At 59.4% G+C, this 17,526-nt stretch carries 13 protein-coding genes; 7 read left to right on the forward strand and 6 right to left on the reverse strand.

The window, feature by feature from the left end:
* Nucleotide 1 precedes the first annotated feature (1 nt).
* From lsrD to lsrA, 3 genes are read right to left on the reverse strand one after another with little or no spacing between them, the layout of a single operon-like run.
* On the reverse strand, nt 2-979 hold the full coding sequence (gene lsrD / locus ACQG1Y_RS20390; protein WP_368740877.1) for an autoinducer 2 ABC transporter permease LsrD: 978 nt from the start codon (nt 977-979) through the stop codon (nt 2-4).
* Complete coding sequence (gene lsrC, locus ACQG1Y_RS20395) at nt 980-2,011, reverse strand: autoinducer 2 ABC transporter permease LsrC (protein WP_259385076.1); 1,032 nt, start codon at nt 2,009-2,011, stop codon at nt 980-982.
* A complete protein-coding gene (gene lsrA, locus ACQG1Y_RS20400) occupies nt 2,008-3,495 on the reverse strand; it encodes an autoinducer 2 ABC transporter ATP-binding protein LsrA (RefSeq protein ID WP_032669124.1) in 1,488 nt (495 codons plus the stop codon). The genes lsrC and lsrA overlap by 4 nt, the downstream gene beginning before the upstream one ends.
* Before the next feature lie 215 nt (nt 3,496-3,710).
* Between lsrA and lsrR the strand changes: the two genes are divergently transcribed.
* The 3 genes from lsrR to ACQG1Y_RS20415 all read left to right on the forward strand — a co-directional run bounded on the left by lsrR (nt 3,711) and on the right by ACQG1Y_RS20415 (nt 8,501).
* Nucleotides 3,711-4,682, forward strand: coding sequence for a transcriptional regulator LsrR (gene lsrR / locus ACQG1Y_RS20405; protein WP_015571933.1), 972 nt, complete (start codon nt 3,711-3,713; stop codon nt 4,680-4,682).
* Between the two features lie 32 nt (nt 4,683-4,714).
* On the forward strand, nt 4,715-6,295 hold the full coding sequence (lsrK, locus tag ACQG1Y_RS20410) for an autoinducer-2 kinase (RefSeq protein WP_368740876.1): 1,581 nt from the start codon (nt 4,715-4,717) through the stop codon (nt 6,293-6,295).
* A 184-nt stretch (nt 6,296-6,479) separates the two neighbouring features.
* On the forward strand, nt 6,480-8,501 hold the full coding sequence (locus ACQG1Y_RS20415) for an NADPH-dependent 2,4-dienoyl-CoA reductase (protein ID WP_047716842.1): 2,022 nt from the start codon (nt 6,480-6,482) through the stop codon (nt 8,499-8,501).
* A gap of 103 nt (nt 8,502-8,604) precedes the next feature.
* On the opposite strand, the gene rlmG is transcribed toward ACQG1Y_RS20415, so the two are convergent.
* Nucleotides 8,605-9,741: a 23S rRNA (guanine(1835)-N(2))-methyltransferase RlmG gene (gene rlmG / locus ACQG1Y_RS20420; RefSeq protein ID WP_015571936.1), complete on the reverse strand. Its 1,137-nt coding sequence runs from the start codon at nt 9,739-9,741 to the stop codon at nt 8,605-8,607.
* Nucleotides 9,742-9,824: 83 nt separating this feature from the next.
* Between rlmG and ACQG1Y_RS20425 the strand changes: the two genes are divergently transcribed.
* The 4 genes from ACQG1Y_RS20425 to sstT all read left to right on the forward strand — a co-directional run bounded on the left by ACQG1Y_RS20425 (nt 9,825) and on the right by sstT (nt 14,112).
* On the forward strand, nt 9,825-10,328 hold the full coding sequence (locus ACQG1Y_RS20425; protein WP_003862622.1) for a YgjP-like metallopeptidase domain-containing protein: 504 nt from the start codon (nt 9,825-9,827) through the stop codon (nt 10,326-10,328).
* Nucleotides 10,329-10,398: 70 nt separating this feature from the next.
* On the forward strand, nt 10,399-11,397 hold the full coding sequence (locus tag ACQG1Y_RS20430; protein ID WP_047062677.1) for a Gfo/Idh/MocA family protein: 999 nt from the start codon (nt 10,399-10,401) through the stop codon (nt 11,395-11,397).
* A gap of 251 nt (nt 11,398-11,648) precedes the next feature.
* Nucleotides 11,649-12,614 carry a TerC family protein gene (locus ACQG1Y_RS20435; protein WP_017382424.1) on the forward strand — a complete coding sequence of 322 codons (966 nt, stop codon included), beginning with the start codon at nt 11,649-11,651 and terminating at the stop codon, nt 12,612-12,614.
* Between the two features lie 256 nt (nt 12,615-12,870).
* On the forward strand, nt 12,871-14,112 hold the full coding sequence (gene sstT, locus ACQG1Y_RS20440) for a serine/threonine transporter SstT (RefSeq protein ID WP_033487676.1): 1,242 nt from the start codon (nt 12,871-12,873) through the stop codon (nt 14,110-14,112).
* 86 nt (nt 14,113-14,198) lie between these two features.
* Here the strand turns inward: sstT and ACQG1Y_RS20445 are convergent, their stop codons facing one another.
* Nucleotides 14,199-15,686, reverse strand: a complete 1,488-nt coding sequence (locus ACQG1Y_RS20445; protein WP_015571940.1) for a UxaA family hydrolase — start codon at nt 15,684-15,686, stop codon at nt 14,199-14,201.
* A gap of 17 nt (nt 15,687-15,703) precedes the next feature.
* Nucleotides 15,704-17,116, reverse strand: coding sequence for a glucuronate isomerase (uxaC, locus tag ACQG1Y_RS20450; RefSeq protein WP_017382427.1), 1,413 nt, complete (start codon nt 17,114-17,116; stop codon nt 15,704-15,706).
* Nucleotides 17,117-17,526 lie beyond the last annotated feature (410 nt).

Genomic DNA, 17,526 nt, shown 5'->3' on the forward strand with positions numbered 1-17,526 from the left:
CTTACGCTCCGGATAGTTTTCTGAAGAGAGAACGCACCCATTCGCGGTGCAGACTCAGCGAACGTCCCATCACCACCACAACCAGCAGCGCCCCTGACAGCGCGCTCGACACCTGGTTGGGGATGCCGACCATCTGTAAACCCTGTTGCAGGTACCCCACCAGCAGCGCCGCCAGCGCCGTACCGACAACCGAACCTGACCCGCCGTAGATATTTGCCCCGCCGAGTACGGCGGCGGTGAGCGCGGGCATGAGTAAATCGCGCCCCAGATCCGAGCGCGCGGAACCGAAATAGGAAACCATCACCAGCGCGGCAACCGCCGAGGCTACCCCCACCAGGCCGTACAGCGCGTACAGCATGCCGTTCACCGACAGCGCCGCATAGCGCGCCGCACGCGGATTCTGACCGATTAAAAACAGATGCCGACCAAAGCGCCCGCGGTGGGTAATCAGCCAGAAGAAAGCGGTAATCACCGCGAACAGCACCAGCGGGATCGGCAGGCCCACCACCGTGAGGTTAGCGAAGGTGGTAAAGCTGTCCGGGAAGCCGCCGATCCCCTCGTAGCCCGTCGCCCCCGCCATGCCGGAGAGCAGCAGCGCCCCGCCGCCGTAGAGGTAGAGCGTGCCGAGGGTAATGACCAACGGGCTGATGCCGGTGTAGTGGATCAGCGCCGCATTCACCAGCCCGCACAGCAGGCCGAGCAGCAGCGTCAGAGGGATGGCAACCGCCATCGGCCACCCTGCCTGCATCATCACCCCCAGCGCGATGGCGCACAGGCCGATGGTTGAGCCGAGGGAGATATCGATCCCGCCGCTGATAATCACAAGCGTAAGCGGCAGCGCCACGATGCCAATGCAGATAAAGTCGCTGGTGCTGAACAGCAGCATGTTGATATCAAGCATGCGCGGGTTGATGGCGCCGAAGAGCAGGATCTCCAGCACCAGTAAAATCAGCAGCGCGCTTTCCCAGTTAAGCCTCATTTACGCCACCTCTTTTTTGCGTTTCGGAAACGGGGTAACGTGCTTTCCCCCTTTGTTACCCGGCTGGAAACGGCTGTATTTCAGCGCCCGCTGATGCCGTGAGAGCGCCTGACGCAGCCGCCCGTCGAGCACCAGCACACCCAGCAGCACCAGCCCGGCGATAAAGTCGTTCCACCACGCCGGGAGCCTGAACAGCACCAGCACGGTATCGATTTGGGTGAGGAAGAACGCGCCGAGGAAGGCGCCGACCAGCGTGCCGGTGCCGCCCAGCAGCGAGATGCCACCGAGCACGCAGGCGGCGATGGCCTTCATCTCCAGCCCGCTGCCGGTCTGGTTGGGTACAAAGCCAATCTGCGCGGCAAACACAATTCCGGCGCAGGCCGCCAGCATGCCGTTGAGTGTAAAGGCGATCATGCGGGTGCGGTTCACCGCCACGCCCAGCTGGCGCGCGGCGGCGAGGTTATCTCCCACGGCGTAAAAATCACGTCCAAAGGCGGTGCGCGACAGCGTCCACCCGCCGGTGGCCGCGATAATCAACACCAGCATGCCGAGCGGCGAAATGCCGACGGCGGCGGGCTCAGAGAGAGATTTCAGCCCCGGCGGCAGCCCTTCTATCCACTTCCCGCCGGTCCACAGCAGCATCGCCCCACGATACAGCCCCAGCGTGCCGAGGGTGGCGACAATCGCCGGAATGCGCAGGCCCACCACCAGAAAACCGTTGAACGCCCCCGCCAGCGCGCCAATCGACAGCGCGAAGAGAATGGAAACGGGCAGGCTGTAGCCGCTGTTCAGCGCCACGCCGACGGCGATCGCCGAAAGCCCGACGGTGGAGCCGACGGAGACGTCAATATTGCGGGTCAGCATCACCAGCGCCGCGCCGATAGCCAGCAGGATCAAGATCTGCGAGCTGGCGAAGATCATCCCCAGCGTCTGTAAGCTCAGGTAGGACGGGTTCAGCGCCACCAGCACGGCGAACAGCGCCAGAATGGAGAGAAACGCGCTCAGCTCGCGGTTTTTCAGTAAGATCTTCATGATTGCCCTCCAAACGCCAGCGCCATCATCCGGTCGAGGCTGACGGCGTGGCGCGGCAGCTCGCCGCTGAGCACGCCCTGATGCATTACCAGCACCCGATCCGCGAGGCCGGGAAACTCATCGAGATCGCTTGAGATCATCAGCACCGCCACGTTCTGCGCCGCCACGCTTTTCAGCAGCTGATAAATATCAGCGCGCGCCGATACGTCCACGCCGCGCGTCGGTTCATCGACGATCAGCAGCAGCGGGTTGGCCTCAAGACAGCGCGCCAGCAGCACCTTCTGCTGGTTGCCGCCCGAGAGCGTGCGCACGGTTTGATCCGCATGGTTGAGCTTGATCCCCAGCGCCCGGTGATAGCGTTCCACTACCGCAGACTCCCGCTTTCGCTGCTGCCAGAGCGACGGCTCGTTCAGCGCCACGGTGTTCCAGCGGATCGGCGCGTCGAGAAACAGGCCGGACACCTGCCTGTCTTCCGGCAGATAGACCAGCCCTTTTTGCAGGCGTGAACTGACCGGATCGGCGGTGATCTCCTGGCTCTCCAGCCACACCCGCCCGCCGCGAACCGGACGCAGGCCGTAGAGCGTTTCGGCAAACTCGGTGCGCCCGGACCCCACCAGCCCGGCCAGACCAACGATCTCCCCGGCGTAAATCTCAAGGCTGAGATCGATAAAGCCCTCCCCGGTGAGCGCTTCCACGCGCAGCACGGGAAAATCCTGCGCCTGGGTGCGGCGGTTGCCCGGCAGCGCCAGCCACAGCTTTTGCGTATCGCTCAGGGATGCTTCCCGGCTTACAGGCGTCATGGCGGCGATCAGGGCGTTATCGTCAAAATGCGCAGTTTCGCCGCTGAGCACCACCGCGCCGTCGCGCATCACTGAGACGTGACTCGCCAGCTGTCGAATCTCCGGCAGCTTATGCGAGATAAAAACAATCCCGACGCCAAGATCCTGCAAGGCGCGGATCTGGCGAAACAGCCGTTCGGTTTCACCGGGCGTCAGCGAGGCCGTGGGTTCATCAAGGATCAGAATTCTGGCGTTGCGCATCAGCCCGCGCAGGATCTCCACCATCTGCTGGTCCGCCACCTCGAGGGTGCTGGCGGTAGCGTCGAGGTTAAGCTGGCATTGCAGCTGCCGGAGTTTTTCCGCCAGGCGTTTTTCCCGATCGCGCTCTCGCGGCAGACGAAACAGGATGTTTTCCCGCACCGTCAGGTTGGGAAATAGCAGCGGCTCCTGCGGCACCAGATAAATGCCTAACCTGTGCGCCTGCGCCGGGGTAAGCCGTGCAAAAGACTCACCCGCCACCGAAAGTTCACCGCTATCCGGGGTTTCTACCCCGGCGATGATCTTCATCAGCGTCGATTTTCCCGCGCCGTTACCGCCCATCAGCGCATGCACCTGCCCCGCAAGCAGCGTGAAATCAATGCCTTTTAAGACCGGTACGCCTGAAAACTGCTTGCTGATATCACGCGCGTCGAGAAGTGGTGTCATCATCGCTCCGCTATTGAACAAATGATTTTTAGATTTAATAATGTTCAAAAGCGTAGACGGTGAACTATATTTACAACCGTGCAGGGATCACAGTTTTATCGATTGAGATTCAGATAAAGCGGAAACGATCGAAAAGATCCGTTTTGTCGCGTGGCTCACATTTTCACGTCGCACCATCACGAACATATGATCTAAATTTTTATAAGAGTTCAATTATGAGCGATAAACGCACTGCGGAAGAAGGACGGTTTGCCGGGCTGGCACTGGCGGAAGAGGAGCTGGTGGCGCGCGTGGCCTGGTGCTACTACCACGACGGGCTGACCCAGAACGACATCGGCGAACGGCTCGGGCTGCCGCGTCTGAAGATCTCCCGCCTGCTGGAGAAAGGCCGTCAGTCCGGGGTGATCCGCGTGCAGATCAACTCCCGCTACGAGGGCTGCCTGGCGCTGGAAACCGAGCTGCAACAACGATTTGGCCTGAAGCTGGTGCGCGTGATGCCCGCCCTGAATACGCCGCCGATGAACGTGCGGCTGGGCATTGGCGCGGCACAGTCGCTGATGGGCGTACTGCAACCCGGCCAGCTGTTAGCGGTGGGCTTCGGTGAAACCACCATGAGCAGTCTGCAACACTTAAGCGGCTTTATCAGCTCGCAGCAGATCCGCCTGGTGACGCTCTCCGGCGGCGTCGGGCCGTATATGACCGGTATCGGCCAGCTGGATGCAGCCTGTAGCGTCAGCATGATCCCCGCCCCGCTTCGCGTGTCATCCGCTGAAGTCGCCGGGATCTTAAAGCGCGAAACCAGCGTGCGGGACGTGATCCTCGCCGCCACCGCGGCTGACGTGGCGGTGGTCGGGATTGGCTCGGTAAACCAGCGCCGTGACGCGACGATACTGCGCTCCGGCTATATCAGCGAAGGTGAACAGCTGATGTACGCCCGTAAAGGCGCGGTGGGCGATATCCTTGGCTATTTCCTCAATGCCGAAGGGGAATGCGTTGAGGAGCTGGAGATCCACAAAGAATTACTGGGCGTCACGCTCGATGAACTGGCGCAGCTGCCCACCATCGTAGGCGTGGCCGGAGGGGAAGAGAAAGCCGATGCGATTTATGCCGCACTGAAAGGTCGCCGTATTAATGGCCTGGTGACGGAAGAGACGACAGCCCGCGCGGTGCTGGCTCTGGCCGGATAAGAGCAGCCCTGCGCCTGACACGAGGCAAGCTCATGAGTTACCTTTTAGCGTTAGATGCAGGGACAGGCAGCGTTCGCGCCGTGATTTTTGATTTACAGGGCAACCAGATTGCCGTTGGCCAGGCCGAGTGGAAGCACCTGAGCGTGGAGAACGTGCCGGGCTCGATGGAGTTCGACCTCGACACCAACTGGCGGCTGGCCTGCCGGTGTATTCATCAGGCGCTGGAGCGCGCACGCCTGAGCGCGGCGGATATTCAGTCCGTCGCCTGCTGCTCGATGCGCGAAGGGATTGTGCTGTACGACCGCAACGGCGAGGCTATCTGGGCCTGCGCCAACGTCGACGCCCGCGCCAGCCGCGAGGTGGCTGAACTCAAAGAGATCCACGACTACCGGTTTGAATCCGAAGTGTATGATGTTTCCGGCCAGACGCTTGCCCTCAGCGCCATGCCGCGCCTGCTGTGGCTGGCGCACCATCGTCCGGATATTTATCGTAAAGCCGCCACCATCACCATGATCAGCGACTGGCTGGCGGCGAAGCTCTCCGGTGAGCTGGCGGTCGATCCGTCCAATGCGGGCACCACCGGCATGCTGGATCTCTTCTCCCGCGACTGGCGTCCGGCGCTGCTCGACATGGCCGGGCTGCGCGCCGATATTCTCTCTCCGGTGAAAGAGACCGGCACCGTGCTGGGCGCTGTCACCAAAGAGGCCGCGCAGCAGAGCGGCCTGCGCGAAGGCACACCGGTGGTGATGGGCGGCGGCGACGTGCAGCTGGGCTGTCTGGGGCTGGGCGTGGTGCGCGCCGGACAAACGGCGGTTCTCGCCGGCACCTTCTGGCAGCAGGTGGTGAATCTGCCGCAGGTGCGCACCGACCCTGAGATGAACATCCGCGTAAACCCGCACGTCATCCCCGGCATGGCGCAGGCGGAGTCGATCAGCTTCTTTACCGGGCTAACCATGCGCTGGTTCCGCGACGCCTTCTGCGCCGAAGAGAAGCTGATTGCCGAACGAATGGGAATGGACACCTACTCCCTGCTCGAAGAGATGGCGAGCCGCGTCCCGGCGGGCTCCCACGGCGTGATGCCGATCTTCTCCGACGCGATGCATTTTAAGCAGTGGTATCACGCAGCGCCGTCGTTTATTAACCTCTCCATCGACCCGGAAAAGTGCAACAAAGCGACGCTGTTCCGCGCGCTGGAAGAGAACGCGGCCATCGTCTCGGCCTGCAACCTGGCGCAGATTTCGCGCTTCTCCGGCGTGACGTTTGAGAGCCTGGTGTTTGCGGGTGGCGGGGCCAAAGGCGCCCTGTGGAGCCAGATTTTAAGCGACGTTACTGGGCTGCCGGTGCGCGTGCCGGAAGTCAAAGAGGCAACGGCGCTGGGTTGCGCGATTGCGGCAGGTGCTGGCGCGGGGTTGTTTGCGGATATGGCTTCGACGGGCGAGCGGCTGGTGAAGTGGAGCCGCGAGTTCACGCCGAACCCGCAGCACCGCGAGCTGTACGACGGCATGATGCAGAAATGGCAGGCGGTGTATGCCGACCAGCTTGGGCTGGTGGACAGCGGGCTGACGACGTCGATGTGGCAGGCACCGGGGCTGGTGCGGGCAGCAGCGCCGTAAAATACGCCGGATGGCGCTGCGCTTATCCGGCCTACGGTTTGTAGCCCCGGTAAGCGCAGCGCCACCGGGGAAGTTCTTTGAGATCTATCACAATCATTCGATCCCGCTTTTACCTTTCCGCTACCGCTGGCTAAATTAGTAACTCATCCGACCACATAACAATAATTTTACACTGGAAGAGACTATGAGCCGCTACCCGTCGTTATTCGCCCCTCTCGATCTGGGGTTCACCACCCTCAAAAACCGCGTGCTGATGGGCTCGATGCACACCGGGCTGGAGGAGCGTCCGGACGGGGCTGAACGTCTGGCAGCCTTCTATGCCGAGCGCGCGCGCCACGGGGTGGCGCTGATTGTCACCGGCGGCATAGCCCCTGCCCCTTCCGGCGTGACGATGGAGGGCGGCGCAGTGTTGAACGATGCGTCACAGCTGCCGCATCACCGCATTGTGACCGACGCGGTCCACCGCGAGGGCGGCAAAATCGCCCTGCAAATTCTGCATACCGGGCGCTACAGCTATCAACCGAACCTGGTTGCCCCCTCGGCTATTCAGGCGCCGATTAACCGCTTTACTCCCCATGCCCTCAGCCACGACGAGATCCTGGCCCTGATAGACGATTTTGCCCGCTGCGCCGCGCTGGCGCGGGAAGCGGGCTACGACGGGGTGGAGGTGATGGGCTCGGAAGGCTACCTGATCAACGAATTCCTCGCCGCACGCACCAACCAGCGCGACGACGAATGGGGTGGCGACTATGCCCGCCGGATGCGTTTTGCCGTGGAGGTGGTGCGCGCGGTGCGTGAACGTGCGGGTACGGATTTTATTATCATCTTCCGCCTGTCGATGCTCGACCTGGTAGAGGGCGGCGGCACCTTCGACGAAACCGTGCAGCTGGCGCAGGCGATTGAAGCCGCTGGCGCCACCATCATCAACACCGGGATTGGCTGGCACGAAGCGCGCATTCCGACCATCGCTACGCCGGTGCCGCGCGCGGCGTTCAGCTGGGTAACGCGCAAGCTGAAAGGCAAAGTCTCCGTTCCACTGGTCACCACCAACCGCATTAACGATCCGCAGGTGGCGGAGGATGTGATCTCACGCGGCGATGCCGATATGGTATCGATGGCGCGCCCGTTCCTCGCGGATGCCGAACTGCTCTCCAAAGCGCAAAGCGGCCGTGCGGACGAGATTAATACCTGCATCGGCTGTAACCAGGCGTGTCTGGATCAGATCTTCGTCGGCAAGGTCACCTCCTGCCTCGTTAACCCCCGCGCCTGCCATGAAACCAAAATGCCGATCGTTCCGGCGGTCAATAAAAAACGCCTGGCCGTGGTGGGCGCAGGCCCGGCGGGACTGGCGTTCGCAGTCAATGCCGCCTCGCGCGGGCACAGCGTGACGCTGTTTGATGCGCTGGCGGAGATTGGCGGGCAGTTTACTGTCGCCAGACAGATCCCCGGCAAAGAGGAGTTCTACGAAACGCTGCGCTATTACCGCCGGATGATCGAGGTGACGGGCGTCGATCTGCGGCTTAAACAGTTTGTCAGCGCGGCGGATCTGATCGGTTTCGACGAGGTGATCCTCGCGAGTGGGATCGCCCCGCGCACGCCAGCGATCGAAGGCATCGATCATCCGAAGGTATTGAGCTATCTGGATGTATTAAGGGACAAAGCGCCGGTTGGCGAGAAGGTGGCGATCATCGGCTGCGGCGGGATCGGTTTTGATACCGCGATGTATTTAAGCCAGCCGGGCGAAGCCACCAGCCAGAACATCGCTGAGTTCTGCGTGGAATGGGGGATCGACACCAGCCTGAACCAGTCCGGCGGGCTACGCCCGGAAGGGCCGCAACTGCCGAAAAGCCCGCGCCAGATCGTGATGCTCCAGCGTAAAGCCAGCAAGCCGGGTGAAGGGCTGGGCAAAACCACGGGCTGGATCCACCGCGCCACCCTGCTCTCGCGCGGGGTGAAGATGATCCCGGGGGTGAGCTACCAGAAGATCGACGACGACGGGCTGCACGTGCTGATCGGCGGCGAACCGCAACTGCTGCGCGTGGATCATGTGATTTTGTGCGCCGGGCAGGAGCCGAAGCGGGATCTGGCGGATCCGCTGCGTGAGGCGGGGAAAACGGTGCATTTGATCGGCGGGTGCGATGTGGCGATGGAGCTGGATGCGCGGCGGGCAATTGCGCAGGGGACGAAGTTAGCTCTGGCGATCTAGGGCATTGCCGGGCGGCGCTTCGCTTGCCCGGCCTACGGGTTCGAGGCCATTGTAGGCCCGGTAAGCGAAGCGCCACCGGGCATCAGGCCGCACATACCCAATCTTACCGACGACGCCCCAGCTTCACCGATTTCAGCACCACGAATTTGTTATTGGTGGCAATGGTGACGCAGTTGCCGAAAATCTTCTTCAGCTTGTGGAAGTAGTCCAGGTGGCGGTTCGCCACGATATACAGCTCGCCGTTGATTTTCAGGCAGCGGCGCGCGTGGTGGAACATCTCCCACGCGACGTTATCCGTCAGGGCGTGCTTCTGGTGGAATGGCGGGTTACAGAATACCGCGTTGAAGCGGAAAGGCTCTACGCCCGACAGCGCGTTATTGATCATAAACTCGCAGCGATCCAGTGCCTCCGGCAGGTTGGTTTCCACGTTCAGACGGCTGGAGGCCACCGCCATCGGCGATTCGTCGCTGAACACCACGCTGGCCTCCGGGTTCTTCGCCAGCAGCGTCAGGCCAATCACGCCATTACCGCAGCCGAGATCAACGATTTCCCCTTCCAGGTTTTCCGGCAGATGTTCCATAAAGAAGCGTGCGCCGATATCCAGACCGGTACGGGAGAAAACGTTCGCGTGGTTGTGGATGGTCCAGTCGGTGCCTTCCAGCTTCCAGCTCAGCGTCTCCGGCGCGTCGGCCAGCGCCGGTGCGCTGAAGGTACAGTTGATCAGGCGCGCTTTTTTCCAGGCAAGCGTAGTGGTGGTTGGGCCGAGCACTTTCTCGAACAATTCCAGCGTCGAGGTGTGAATATCGCGCGCTTTGGCACCCGCGATAATACGCGTATCCGGCGTCACGACCTTACGCAGCGCGCGAAGCTGCTGCTCCAGCAGCGCCATGGTTTTGGGCACTTTAATCAGCACCACGCCCGGCGCCTGCGGGTAGTCCGCGGTGCTGTCGAGGAACTTCACGCTGGATTCTTCGATATCGTTGTGACGCAGGTTTTCACGCGTCGCCAGCTCGCTTAAGTAAGAATCGCCGATACTGTAAGGCGCATGTTCCGCCAGCGCGCAGGCCAGCGCGCCAAACGCGTCATTCAGGATCAGAACCGGGCCGCTGATTTCAGTCCCATCCAACTGTTGCAGCAGATATTCATCCGCCGCTTCCCACGCCTGAAGCGGGTTAACGTCGTCCGTTTCCGGGAAACGTTTAAGGTTGAGTGAACGGAAACCGTTGTCTAAGTGGCTCATCGGCCCTCCTGAATGGTAAAATTTGGCGTATCCCTGAAAAGGGTGCGTGAGTATACCCGTTTTCACACTATTTTGGGGTTTTGATGAACCAGCTGACTTATCTCCAGGGCTATCCGGAGCATTTACTTTCCCAGGTTCGTGACCTGATTGCCGCGGGAAAGCTCGGCGCGGTGCTGGAAAAACGCTACCCGGGCACGCATGATTTCGCGACTGACAAAGCCCTCTGGCAGTATACGCAGGATCTGAAAAACCAGTATCTTAAGAGCGCTCCGCCGATCAACAAGGTGATGTACGACAATAAGATCCACGTGCTGAAAAACGCGCTCGGCCTGCATACCGCCATCTCCCGCGTACAGGGCGGCAAGCTGAAGGCCAAAGCGGAGATCCGCGTCGCGACCGTCTTTCGCAATGCGCCGGAAGCCTTTCTGCGGATGATCGTGGTGCACGAGCTGGCGCACCTGAAAGAGAAAGAGCACGACAAAGCGTTCTACTCACTGTGCTGCCATATGGAGCCGCAGTACCACCAGCTGGAGTTTGATACCCGTTTGTGGCTGACGCATTTATCGTTAAAGAGTAATGCGCAGTAGCGCACGCGAAATGTCATGATGACGTGCTACAGTGGCTTTAGGTTCCCTGCTACGGAGTACGTAACCGTTTATGATACGTTTCGCAGTCATCGGTACGAACTGGATCACGCGCCAGTTCGTCGACGCCGCCCACGAAACCGGCAAATATAAGCTCACCGCAGTCTATTCCCGCAGCCTTGAGCAGGCGCAGAGTTTTGCGAATGACTACCTGGTTGAACATCTGTTCACCTCGCTCGATGAGATGGCGCAAAGCGACGCCATTGACGCGGTCTATATCGCCAGCCCGAATTCTCTGCACTTCCCGCAAACGAAGCTGTTCCTCAGCCACAAAAAGCATGTGATCTGCGAGAAGCCGCTCGCCTCGAATATTGAGGAAGTGGAAGTCGCCATTGCGCTTGCCCGCGAAAACCAGGTGGTACTGTTTGAAGCGTTCAAAACCGCCAGCCTGCCGAACTTCCTGCTGTTGCAGCAATCGCTGCCGAAAATAGGCAAAGTGCGTAAAGCCTTTATCAACTACTGCCAGTATTCCTCGCGCTACCAGCGCTACCTGGACGGCGAAAACCCGAACACCTTTAACCCGGCATTCTCGAATGGCTCGATTATGGATATCGGTTTTTACTGCCTGGCCTCTGCGGTCGCCCTGTGGGGTGAACCGCACGGCGTAACCGCCACCGCCAGCCTGCTGGAAAGCGGCGTGGATGCACACGGCGTTGTGGTGCTGGACTACGGTGATTTTAGCGTGACGTTGCAGCACTCGAAGGTCAGTGACTCCGTACTGCCAAGCGAAATTCAGGGCGAAGACGGCTCGCTGGTGATCGAAAAAATCTCCGAATGTCAGAAGCTAAGCATCGTTCCCCGCGGCGGCAAAGCGCAGGAGCTGACGCAGCCTCAGCATATTAACACTATGCTCTATGAGGCAGAGGTCTTCGCCCGTCTGGTAGAAGACAACGAAGTGAACCACCCGGGGGTGGCGATCAGCCGCACCACGGCGAAGCTGCAAACAGAGATCCGCCGACAGACTGGCGTGATCTTCCCCGCAGACGGCGTGAATGTGGAAGCCGTCGCGTAAAACTGTGTAATGAAATCGTGCAGACCATTGACGAAACCGATGGTCTGACATAATTTGTTACCTGCAAAGGGGAGTAACTTCTTCGCCGGTGGATCGTCATTACGATGTGTGCAAAACCGCATCCGGTCGCCGGGCAACCTTCGTGGTTGTAAGTGAGACCTTGCCGGAAGGCGAGGTCTATGCATAAAAAGCTAACGGCTATCGTCTTCTGACCATGGCCGTTTTTGTTTTTTATGTGTAAGGAAAATAGTATGCATTCTGTCGGCACTCCAATGCTGTGGGGCGGATTCGCGGTTGTCGTGCTCATCATGCTGGCAATCGACCTCTTTTTGCAGGGTCGTCGCGGCGAGCACGGCATGAGCGTCAAGCAAGCCGCCGTCTGGTCGCTGGTATGGGTTACCCTCTCACTCCTCTTCTGCGCCGCCTTCTGGTGGTATCTGGCCTCAACCGAAGGCCGCGCGGTGGCCGATCCTCAGGCACTCGCCTTCCTCACCGGCTATCTGATTGAAAAAGCCCTGGCGGTTGATAACGTCTTCGTCTGGCTGATGCTGTTCAGCTACTTCGCCGTACCTGCGGCTCTGCAACGTCGCGTGCTGGTGTACGGCGTGCTGGGCGCTATTGTCCTGCGTACCATCATGATCTTCGCCGGTAGCTGGCTGATTACCCAGTTCGAATGGCTGCTGTATGTGTTTGGCGCGTTCCTGCTGTTCACCGGGGTAAAAATGGCGCTGGCGAAAGAAGACGATACCGGTATCGGTGATAAGCCGCTGGTGAAGTGGATCCGGGGTCATCTGCGCATGACGGACAAGATCGAGAGCGAGCATTTCTTCGTGCGTAAGAACGGCCTGCTGTTCGCCACCCCGCTGCTGCTGGTGCTGATTCTGGTCGAACTGAGCGACGTGATTTTCGCGGTGGACAGTATCCCGGCTATCTTCGCGGTCACTACCGACCCGTTCATCGTGCTGACCTCAAACCTGTTCGCCATCCTCGGCCTGCGTGCGATGTACTTCCTGCTGGCGGGTGCGGCAGAGCGCTTCTCAATGCTGAAGTACGGTCTGTCGGTGATTCTGGTGTTTATCGGTATCAAGATGCTGATCGTCGATTTCTACCATATTCCGATCGCCATTTCGCTCGGCGTGGTGTTTGGCATTCTGCTGGTAACGCTGATTATCAATACCTGGGTTAACCGCCAGCACGATAAGAAGCAGCAGGCTTAGTGCGTTTTGCCCGGTGGCGCTACGCTTACCGGGCCTACAACGTCACCCCGTAGGCCGGGTAAGCGCAGCGCCACCCGGCACTTTCGTTAACCAATAGTTAAAAAACATGACGCAACACGTAAAATCCAGCATTTTACGCTTCCGCCTTTCGCTGCTTTCCCTGATACTCAACCAGGCAAACAAATACTTACATCCGGACACAAATGTGACTTAGAGCACATCCAGGATGGAACGCAATTTCACTCAGGAATAACGTATGAGCACACAATCACGCGGTCTGTTCGCGCGCCTGGCGCAGGGCAGTCTTGTAAAACAAATTCTGGTCGGGTTGGTACTGGGTATTCTGCTGGCGATGGTGTCAAAACCTGCCGCGGAAGCGACGGGGCTGCTCGGCACCCTTTTCGTTGGCGCACTGAAGGCCGTCGCCCCGGTACTGGTGCTGATGCTGGTGATGGCGTCGATTGCCAACCACCAGCACGGACAAAAAACCAACATTCGCCCTATTCTGTTCCTGTATCTGCTGGGAACCTTCTCTGCTGCCTTAACGGCCGTGGTGTTTAGCTTCCTGTTCCCGTCCACGCTGCACCTGACCAGCGCGGCCGGTGATATCACCCCGCCGTCCGGGATTGTGGAAGTGCTTCGCGGTCTGCTGATGAGCATGGTCTCTAACCCCGTCACCGCGCTGACGAACGCGAACTACATCGGCATCCTGGTCTGGGCGATCGGTCTGGGCTTCGCGCTGCGTCATGGTAACGAGACCACGAAAAACCTGGTGAACGATATGTCCAACGCTGTCACCTTTATGGTGAAGCTGGTGATTCGCTTTGCGCCAATCGGTATTTTCGGCCTGGTCTCCTCCACGCTGGCAACCACCGGTTTCGATGCACTGTGGGGCTACGCGCAGCTGCTGGTCGTCCTGGTCGGCTGTATGCTGCTGGTGGCGCTGGTGATCAACCCGCTGCTGGTGTTCTGGCAGATCCGCCGCAACCCGTATCCGCTGGTGCTGACCTGCCTGCGTGAAAGCGGCGTGTATGCCTTCTTCACCCGCAGCTCGGCGGCAAACATTCCGGTCAACATGGCGCTGGCGGAGAAGCTGAATCTGGATCGCGATACCTATTCGGTGTCGATTCCTCTGGGTGCAACCGTGAACATGGCAGGTGCGGCGATCACCATCACCGTGCTGACGCTGGCGGCGGTGCATACGCTGGGCATTCCGGTGGATCTGCCAACCGCGCTGCTGCTGAGCGTCGTTGCATCACTGTGTGCCTGTGGCGCATCCGGCGTGGCGGGCGGCTCGCTGCTGCTGATCCCGCTGGCCTGTAACATGTTCGGTATTCCGAACGAGATTGCCATGCAGGTTGTCGCGGTCGGCTTCATTATCGGCGTATTGCAGGATTCCTGCGAAACCGCGCTGAACTCCTCTACCGACGTTCTGTTTACCGCAGCGGCCTGTCAGGCGGAAGATGCACGTTTAGCGAAGAACGCCCTGCGCAGTTAAAAAGACAAGCCCGGTGGCGGCTACGCCTTACCGGGCCTACAGGATTTAGTAGGTCGGGTAAGCGCTAGCGCCACCCGACAAAGCACTTATAGCGTCACACCACTCTTAAAGATCGCCAGCTCGCGGAAGTCGTTCTTCTCGTTGCAGGTCTGCCTGCCGCTGGCAAATTCCACAATCGTGTCCACGAATTCGCTCAGCAGCTGCGGCATCGCTTTGCCGTGGATCAGCTGGCCGGCATCAAAGTCGATCCAGTGTTTTTTCTTCGCCGCCAGCTCGCTGTTAGTGGCGATTTTCACCGTTGGGACAAATCCGCCGTACGGCGTGCCGCGCCCGGTACTGAACAGCACCATGTGACAGCCCGCTCCCGCCAGCGCACTGGTGGCGACCGCATCGTTGCCCGGTGCGCTCAGCAGGTTCAGACCGTGCGTTTTCAGCCGTTCACCGTAGCGCAGCACGTCCACTACCTGGCTGGCGCCCGCTTTCTGGGTGCAGCCCAGGGATTTCTCTTCCAGCGTGGTGATCCCGCCCGCCTTGTTACCCGGCGACGGGTTCTCATAAATCGGCTGGTTATGGGCGATGAAGTACTGTTTGAAATCGTTGACCATGGTGACGGTCTTCTCAAAGGTCTCTTCGTCGCGGCAGTGGCTCATCAGAATGCGCTCTGCGCCGAACATCTCCGGCACTTCGGTCAGCACTGTCGTGCCACCGTTGGCAATCACGTAATCTGAGAAGCGGCCCAGCATCGGGTTAGCGGTAATGCCGGAAAGCCCGTCAGATCCGCCGCACTCCAGGCCAAACTTCAGTTCACTCAGCTTGCCCGGCTCGCGCTTGTCGTGACGCATCACCTCATACAGCTGGTGCAGCTGTTCAACGCCCGCTTCCACTTCGTCGTCCTGGTGCTGACACACCATAAAGTGCACGCGCTCAGGATCGAACTCGCCCAGCGTGTCGCGGAAGGCGTCGACCTGATTGTTTTCACAGCCGAGGCCAATCACCAGCACCGCCCCCGCGTTCGGGTGACGCACCATATTTTGCAGCATGGTGCGGGTATTGATGTGGTCGTCGCCCAGTTGGGAACAACCGTAGGTATGGCTGAACAGATGCACGCCGTCGGTGCCTTCAGCATTGTTGGTCTCTTTCAGGAAACGCGTCTGAATTTGACGCGCGATCCCGTTCACGCAGCCGACGGTCGGGAGGATCCACAGTTCATTGCGGATCCCCACCTCCCCGCTGGCGCGGCGGTAGATCTGCACCTCACGATCGGCCGCCTGTCCTTCTTCTGCCTGGAAGTCAGGTTGATAGCTGTACTCGTCCAGATCGCTGAGATTGGTGCGGGTATTGTGGGAATGAATGTATTCACCCGGCGCAATATCCGCCAGCGCATGACCGATGGGCAAACCGTACTTCACCACGTTCTCCCCTTTCGCGATGGGGATCAGGGCAAACTTATGTCCACGTCCAATGGCCTGGCGTAACGTCACCGACTGGTTGTCGAAGGTCACTTCCGTCCCTTCGGCTAAATCGGCCAGCGCGACGGCAACGTTATCCAGCGAATGGATTTTGATGTATTGCATATCAACCTCAAACGGCCTTAGTTCAGTTCAATGGCGAAGTAGTCACGCGCATTGTTAAAGCAGATGTTTCTCACCATTTCGCCCAGCAGCTGGATATCCGCTGGCGCTTCGCCCGCGTGCACCCAGCGGCCAATCATCTGGCACAGAATGCGGCGGAAATATTCATGGCGGGTATAGGAGAGGAAACTGCGGCTGTCGGTCAGCATGCCAACGAAGCGGCTCAGCAGGCCGAGCTGCGCCAGCTGCGTCATCTGACGCTCCATGCCGTCTTTCTGATCGTTAAACCACCAGCCGGAACCGAACTGCATCTTGCCCGGCATCCCTTCGCCCTGGAAGTTGCCGATCATAGTGCCCAGCACTTCGTTATCGCGCGGGTTCAGGCAGTACAGAATGGTTTTTGGCAGCAGGTTTTGCTCGTTCTGTTTGCTCAGCAGTTTTGACAGCTCTTCCGCCATCGGACGGTCGTTGATGGAGTCAAAGCCTACGTCCGCGCCCAGCAGTTTGAACTGACGCTGGTTGTTATTACGCAGCGCGCCGATGTGATACTGCTGAACCCAGCCGCGACGGGCATATTCCGCACCGAGGAACACCAGCACCGCGGTTTTAAACTGCGCCACTTCGTGCTCGCTCAGGGCTTCGCCGGAGAGACGACGCGCCAGAATACTGTCCAGCTCAGCTTCACTGGATTCCGCGAACAGCACTACGTCCAGCGCGTGGTCAGACACTTTACAGCCGTGTGCGGCAAAGTGATCCAGACGTTTGGTCAGCGCGGTTTGCAGATCGCCAAAGCGACGAATGTCGGTATCCGAAACTTCCGCCAGCTTCGCCATGTAGTCGTTAAAGGTCGGCAGCTCGATGTTGAAGGCTTTATCCGGGCGCCAGCTTGGCAGCACTTTGATGTCAAACGTGCTGTCCTTCGCGACAACCGCGTGATGTTCCAGAGAGTCGACCGGATCGTCGGTGGTGCCCACCATCTTCACGTTCATCTGCTGCATGATGCCGCGCGCCGAGAAGCTATCCTGCGCCAGCAGTTCGTTGCACTGATCCCAGATTTCATCCGCCGTGGCGGGAGAGAGCAGCTTGCCGGTGATACCAAACGGACGACGCAGTTCGAGGTGCGTCCAGTGGTATAACGGGTTACCGATGGTGTGAGGAACGGTAGCGGCCCAGGCGTCAAACTTCTCGCGATCGGTCGCGTCGCCGGTACACAGGCGCTCGGCCACGCCGTTGGTGCGCATTGCGCGCCACTTATAGTGGTCACCCTTCAGCCAGATATCATACAGGTTTTTGAAACGGTAATTTTCGGCAACCTGCTGCGGCGGTAAATGGCAGTGGTAGTCGAAAATCGGCTGGTCTTTTGCGTAGTCGTGGTACAGGCGGCGAGCAAATTCGGTATCTAGCAGAAAATCGTCGGTCATAAACGGTGTCATTATCGTCTTCCTCATTACGGGAGCGTCAGAAAGCTTATGTTCAGATGCTGCAAAGTTATCACACCAATTTCCAGAGTCCGACGTTTTTTTCGTGAGTTAGATCAATAAACGTCGACAAATAAATTACCCTCAAAGGGGTAAACCCTCTCGCAGACCGCGCCAGTTCTGGCTTTGCGCGCGCCGCATAATGTCCCTACAAAGATTCACACTTTTGTGATGTCACTCACCTTTTAAAGTTGTATGACAAGTTATCTTTTCGCCGTCGCAAACTATAAGCCGACGGAATGCATTACCGGTGTTTGAGACATCGGATTTAACGGTACGGAAGCCGACTTAGCACGATTACTTATGGCAAGGTTCGGGCCGTTCCGGGACAGGTTCCCGGTTACGCCCCTCCCGTTACAGAACAA

Origin of the sequence: Enterobacter cloacae complex sp. 397G4 (assembly GCF_050031515.1) — a bacterium.
GTDB lineage: Bacteria > Pseudomonadota > Gammaproteobacteria > Enterobacterales > Enterobacteriaceae > Enterobacter > Enterobacter hormaechei_C.